The organism is Porphyromonas sp. HMSC065F10 (assembly GCF_001808555.1).
Classification (GTDB): domain Bacteria; phylum Bacteroidota; class Bacteroidia; order Bacteroidales; family Porphyromonadaceae; genus Porphyromonas_A.
Window position 1 is genome coordinate 23,141 of sequence record NZ_KV793771.1, and the last position, 5,798, is coordinate 28,938.

The window sequence follows — 5,798 nt, forward strand, 5'->3', positions numbered from 1 at the left end:
CATCGGTCATCCGCAAAGCGGTGACCGATGTGACGAGACCCGCCTCGTCCCCCTCTACCCCTCGCGGGTCACCGAGCAAAAATCCCCCTCCCTTACGCCCTTGCAAGGGGTGCTTAGTTCCCCACTCTACACAATGAGATAGATGGCTGCTGTACCGCTCAGATGCGTCATCTCAGGACTTTAGGGAAAGTCGAGTGATTGATTATAGCTTACAGCTCATCTGATTGGGGTCTCTTGACGATGCTTTGCTCAATTTGCTTTAGCTCAGTCAGCTCCCTTTGTTCTTCTTCCATCAGAGCCTGCTCCTTACGGCGACGATTAAATGCTTCGTACTCTTGATCCACTTTGGCTTTCATCTGTGCATTGGAGATGGTGCCGCAACCATTGAGTAGGTCTTTGTTTTGGAAGCTCAAGAGGGCATCCACGTTGCTTCGCCAATAGTTTAGGGTCAAGTCCTTTCGCTCTTTTACCCTCAATTCTGCGGAGTCTAAGAAGAGCACGGTGAGCTTATTTAGTGTCTCTATCTCATCTTGCTTGAGGTAATTCTTAGCCGTGTAAATGTCTTGCTTCCTGACTATAGAGCCCTTCCAGGAGGTCAAGGCCATATTGGGCTCGTTGGCATCCGCACGACTCACAATTAGCTCGGCTGCCGTTTGTTGAGTGACGGCATAGAGGAGTTTGTTCTGAGTTTCTGCAAAGAACATCTGGGTAGCCTTATCACTCTTATCGTAGTCGCTACTCAGAGCGAGCAAGTCCCTAACCTTTTGATAGAACCGCTTTTCGCTGGCACGAATATCACGTATCCGCTCAAGAAGTTCATCAAAGTAGTCCGGTCTGCCGTCAGGATTCTTCAGGCGGTCGTCATCCAGGACAAACCCCTTGATCATATACTCCTTAAGGTTGTGATTTGCCCATCGCCTAAATTGCGTGCCCCTCTTGCTCCGCACTCGGAATCCTATGGCTAATACCATATCAAGAGCATAGAAGGTCACCTGATAATTCTTGCCATCGGCGGCAGTTGTTAAGTATTGCTTAACAACTGAATTCTCTTGTAATTCCCCATCCTTCAGTATGTTAGATATGTGTATACTGACATTGGGAATAGAGGTGGCAAAAAGTTCTGCCATCTGGTTTTGGTTCATCCAGATGTTACCATCCTTGGCATAGAGGGTCACTCTTGCTTTGCCATCATCGGTATTGTAGATGATGATCTGATTTTCCTCCGCTTGCTTCATGATACCAGTTTCTTTTTCTCCAACAAATTATCTCGAGCGACAGACTCTTACACGCACACTGCTCCCCTAAACAAAAATACCCATTTCACACCACTTGGCAGTTGATTATGGAGGAGACTTGGACTTGGTTAAAGGGTTTTGGCTGACATACCGATGTTCTATCCCATTAGCCGCCGGACATTGCCATAAATTGACTAATTTTGCGAAAGACAGAGGGGGAGACGGAGCTAACACCCGATGCAACATTCATCAAACCACTTAACTATAATCAAAATGAATCTTAGGAAGATCATCCTGACGGTAAGCGTTGCCCTCACAGCAGCCACTATGCTCTCCGCTCAGGAGCAGAGACCTCTCTGGATGCGCTATCCCGCCATCTCGCCCGATGGCAAGGAGATCGCCTTCTCCTACCAGGGAGACCTCTTCAGCGTCGCCACGCAGGGTGGCACGGCACGGCGCCTCACTACATCAGAGGGGTATGACTACAGACCTATGTGGAGCCCCGACGGCTCCAAGCTCGCTTTCGTCAGCACCCGCACCGATGGCCGAGAGGACATCTATGTGATGGATGCCCGTGGCGGTCAGGCAAAGCGTGTCACCACTCATAGTACCGGCGAGAAACCCATTTCCTGGAGCCTTGACGGCAAGCACATCCTCTACGCAGCTCATATCCAGGATCCTGCGTCTAGTGCCATCTTCCCCGGGCGATACAACGAGCTTTACCGCATCCCCGCTGAGGGCGGTCGTACAGAGATGGTCATGCCTACGCCTCTTGCTGACGGTGTACTCCTCCCCGATGGATCCGGACTGATCTATGAGGACAATAAGGGGATGGAGAATGAGTGGCGCAAGCACCATACCTCCTCCGTCACCCGTGACATAGTCCGGTATGACTTCAAGAGTAAGAAGTACACTCCCATCATCACTTGGAAGGGTGAGGATCGCAACCCGGTCCTCTCAGCCGACGGTCGGACGCTCTACTTCCTCAGCGAGCGCGGAGCGAAGAGTTGCTTCAACGTCTTCTCCGCCACCATTGATGGGCAGAATGTCAAGCAGCTCACCTCCTACACCGACCACCCGGTTCGCTTCCTCTCCTCCGCTGCCGACGGCACCCTCTGCTACGGGTATGACGGCGAGATATACACGATGAGAGCAGGCGGTCAGCCGCAGCGCGTACAGGTGAGCATCCTCAGCGACTACGTCGAGGAGCCCGAGCAGGAGATCTCACTCCGCTCAGGCATTACCTCCGCCTCCATCTCCCCTGACGGCAAGCAGGTCGCCTTCGTCATCCGCGGTGAGGTCTTCGTCACCTCGGCGGACTACACCACCACGAAGCGCATCACCAATACCCCCGCAGCGGAGAGCAGTGTCACCTTTGGCGACGACCGCACGATCGTCTATGCGAGCGAGCGCAATGGGAAGAGCGACCTCTACGTCGCCACCATCAAGCGGAGTGACGACCCGGACTTCCCCCACAGCACGCTGATCGATGAGAAGCTCCTCATCCCCGGTGACAAGTCGGAGAAGACCTGCCCCCAATTTGCCCCCAACGGCAAGGACCTCGCCTACCTCAAGGACCGCAGCCGCCTCGTGATCTACAATACCGAGACGAAGAAGGAGCGCGAGATCACCGACGGACGGTATCAGGTGGAGCGCGATGGTCAGATCGACTTCACTTGGTCTCCCGACAGCAAGTGGATCGCTATGAGTATCGTCGACAACGGACACAACCCCTACTACGACGTCGCCCTCGTCAGTGCGACCGAGGCTAAGCCGGTGATCCACAACCTCACCCAGTCCGGCTACTTCGCCATGAGTCCCCGCTTCGTGATGGACGGCAATGCGATCATCTACACCTCCGAGCAGTACGGTATGCGCAACCACGCCTCCTGGGGCTCGATGAATGACGTGATGATCGTCTTCCTCAATCGCGAGAGTTACGACAAGTTCGTCCTCGATGAGGAGGAGTACAAGCTCCTCTCCGAGGCGGAGAAGAAGGCTAAGGAGCAGGAGAAAGAGCAGGCCAAGAAGGACGACAAGAAAGCCGATAAGAAGGATGACAGCACGAAGGACATCCGTGTCGAGCTCGAGAATATCGACCACCGCATCCTGCGCCTCACTCCTGTCTCCTCAGAGCTCGGTGATGCCTTCATCACCTCTGACGGAGAGACACTATACTATATGTCTGCCTTTGAGGGCGGATACGACCTCTGGAAGAAGGACCTCCGCAAGGGCGATGTAGAGTTGCTCAAGAAGCTCGATGGTCCCTACTACAACTTTATGCCCGACCGCAAGGGCGACAAGATCTTCATGATCGGCTCAAGGGATATGAAGAAGATGTCCCTCCCAGGCGAGAAGATAGAGTCTGTCTCCTACGAGGCTCGCATGAAGCTCCGTCCCGCTGACGAGCGTCGCTTCGAGTACGACTACGTCCGTCGCGAGGAGGGCGAGCGGATCTTCTACGAGGACATCACCAATATCAATGGCGCCAACTGGCCCAAGCTGACCGACCACTACGAGAAGTTCCTGCCCTACATCACCAATGATCAGGACTTCTCCGAGATGCTCTCCGAGCTCCTCGGTGAGCTGAACGTCTCCCACACCGGCAGCGGCTACAGAGGGCCGATCAGTAGTCCCTCCACTGCTGAACTGGGACTCTTCCTCGACTGGACGCCCTCCGACAAGGGTCTTAAGATCGACGAGGTGGTCGTCGGTGGCCCCTTCGACACCTTCCGCTCCAAGGTTGAGGCCGGTGACTACATCACCGCCATCGATGGCGAGGAGATTGATGCTAAGACTGACTACTTCCCCCTCCTGAGAGGCAAGGTTGGTCGCGAGACCCTCATCTCCCTATACTGCCCCGAGAGCGGCGCACGCTGGGAGGAGACGATCAAGCCCATCTCCTCCGGCAAGCTCAGCGACCTGCTCTACAAGCGCTGGGTATCTCAGCGTGCTGAGGAGGTGAGAGAGCTCTCTGACGGCAAGCTCGGCTACGTCCACATCCCCTCGATGGACGACGAGAGCTTCCGTAAGGTATACTCTGATGCACTCGGTAAGTACTACAATTGCGATGGCATCGTGATCGACATCCGTTGCAATGGCGGTGGTCGACTCCACGAGGATATCGAGGTGCTCTTCACCGGGACCAAGTATCTGGAGCAGATGACGAAGGGGCGTGACTACTGCCCCATGCCCTCGCGTCGCTGGACCAAGCCGAGCGTCATGGTCACCTGCGAGGCCGACTACTCCAATGCCCACGGCACTCCTTGGGTCTACCAGACGATGAAGATCGGTAAGATCGTCGGCATGCCGGTACCGGGGACGATGTCGAGCGTCAATTGGATCACCCTCCAGAACCCTGCCATCTACTTCGGCGTACCCGCCATCGGCTATATGACGAAGGAGGGCTACTACCTCGAGAACCATCAGGTAGAGCCGGACGTCAAGCAGCCCCTGGACTTCACTGAGGCGCTTCAGGGCCGTGACACCCAGATCAGGCGCGCCGTCGAGGTACTTCGCTCCGAGGTGAAGTAACCTCACACCCACATACCTCAGGAAGCCCTGTCGGAGACCCTCCGGCAGGGCTTCTGTCGTATACTGAGGAGCCTACTCATAGATGAAAAAATGCGGGGTGGGGGGCTCGTATGGCTCAGAGAGGTGGCGTATTTGAGTGACACAATAGCCATTCATCTCATCGTGAAGGATTGGGAACGAAGCACCCCTTGGGGTGCCCGCTTCTTAGCCACCGGTCGAGGGGCATAGCCCCGAAGACCCGTGGATCAGGTATCGCAAGCAATCCTGCGACCCCGCTAGGGTGTCGCACTATCAAGCCTCTCCGGGGATTGCGACACCCTTGCGAGGGCGTAGGGGGGAGGGGGCTCGGCGACCCACAAGGGGTCGGGGGGCGGCGGGGCGGGTCTCTGTACATCGGTCACCGCTTTGCGGATGACCGATGCCTGTGGAGAGACTGTTGCACGAAGGCGATCTGCTGCGTTGCTTTCGGAATTCGGTCTCGGTCACGTACGTGAGTACGCTCCTTTCGGTCTCATCCTCAGCGCCTTGCATCTCATCCTTCGTGCAAAGTCTCAGCACATTTGAAACAAATGTGCGAGAATGGCACTTCGTGCAACATTCTCATGGAGCGGGCACCCTTCGGGTGCCTCACGAATGAGCCCACCTTAGTATATGACTACCCTAATGCTCAAATCCGTCACCCTTGTATGGCTCAGAGAGGTGGCGGGGAAAATAGGCGAGCTTTCTCGCGCAACACTAATACCGATATTAGAGATCACTAATATCGGTATTAGTGAAATCTAATATCGGTATTAGAGAATTCTTTTATCGGTATTAGATATGCCCCTGGAGTAGACGGCAAAATCGGGCATCCTCTCAAGCCTGATCGGGAGCTCGGACGGAGTGTCGCATTAGAGCCTTTCTGCTAAGAAGCGGGGATCCCTATTGAGAGATCCCTCTGCTAATGTACCCGTATGCAGATCCCGCAGGGGCGAAGCCCCGGAGGGATCACCGCTCCATAGCCCGCGTGTCGAGGCACGAAGTGCCGAA

At 55.2% G+C, this 5,798-nt stretch carries 2 protein-coding genes; one reads left to right on the forward strand and one right to left on the reverse strand.

Translation table 11 applies throughout. The features are described 5' to 3' along the window. Window positions 1–209: 209 nt before the first annotated feature. A complete protein-coding gene (locus HMPREF2890_RS02970; protein ID WP_070465117.1) occupies window positions 210–1,235 on the reverse strand; it encodes a virulence RhuM family protein in 1,026 nt (341 codons plus the stop codon). A 273-nt stretch (window positions 1,236–1,508) separates the two neighbouring features. Between HMPREF2890_RS02970 and HMPREF2890_RS02975 the strand changes: the two genes are divergently transcribed. Continuing rightward, window positions 1,509–4,769, forward strand: a complete 3,261-nt coding sequence (locus HMPREF2890_RS02975) for a S41 family peptidase (RefSeq protein ID WP_070465120.1) — start codon at window positions 1,509–1,511, stop codon at window positions 4,767–4,769. Window positions 4,770–5,798 lie beyond the last annotated feature (1,029 nt).

Coding starts and splice junctions, on each gene's coding strand:
- HMPREF2890_RS02970 (WP_070465117.1), bottom strand. CDS start 1,235: ATGAAGCAAGCGGAGGAAAATCAGATCATCATCTACAATACCGATGAT.
- HMPREF2890_RS02975 (WP_070465120.1), top strand. CDS start 1,509: ATGAATCTTAGGAAGATCATCCTGACGGTAAGCGTTGCCCTCACAGCA.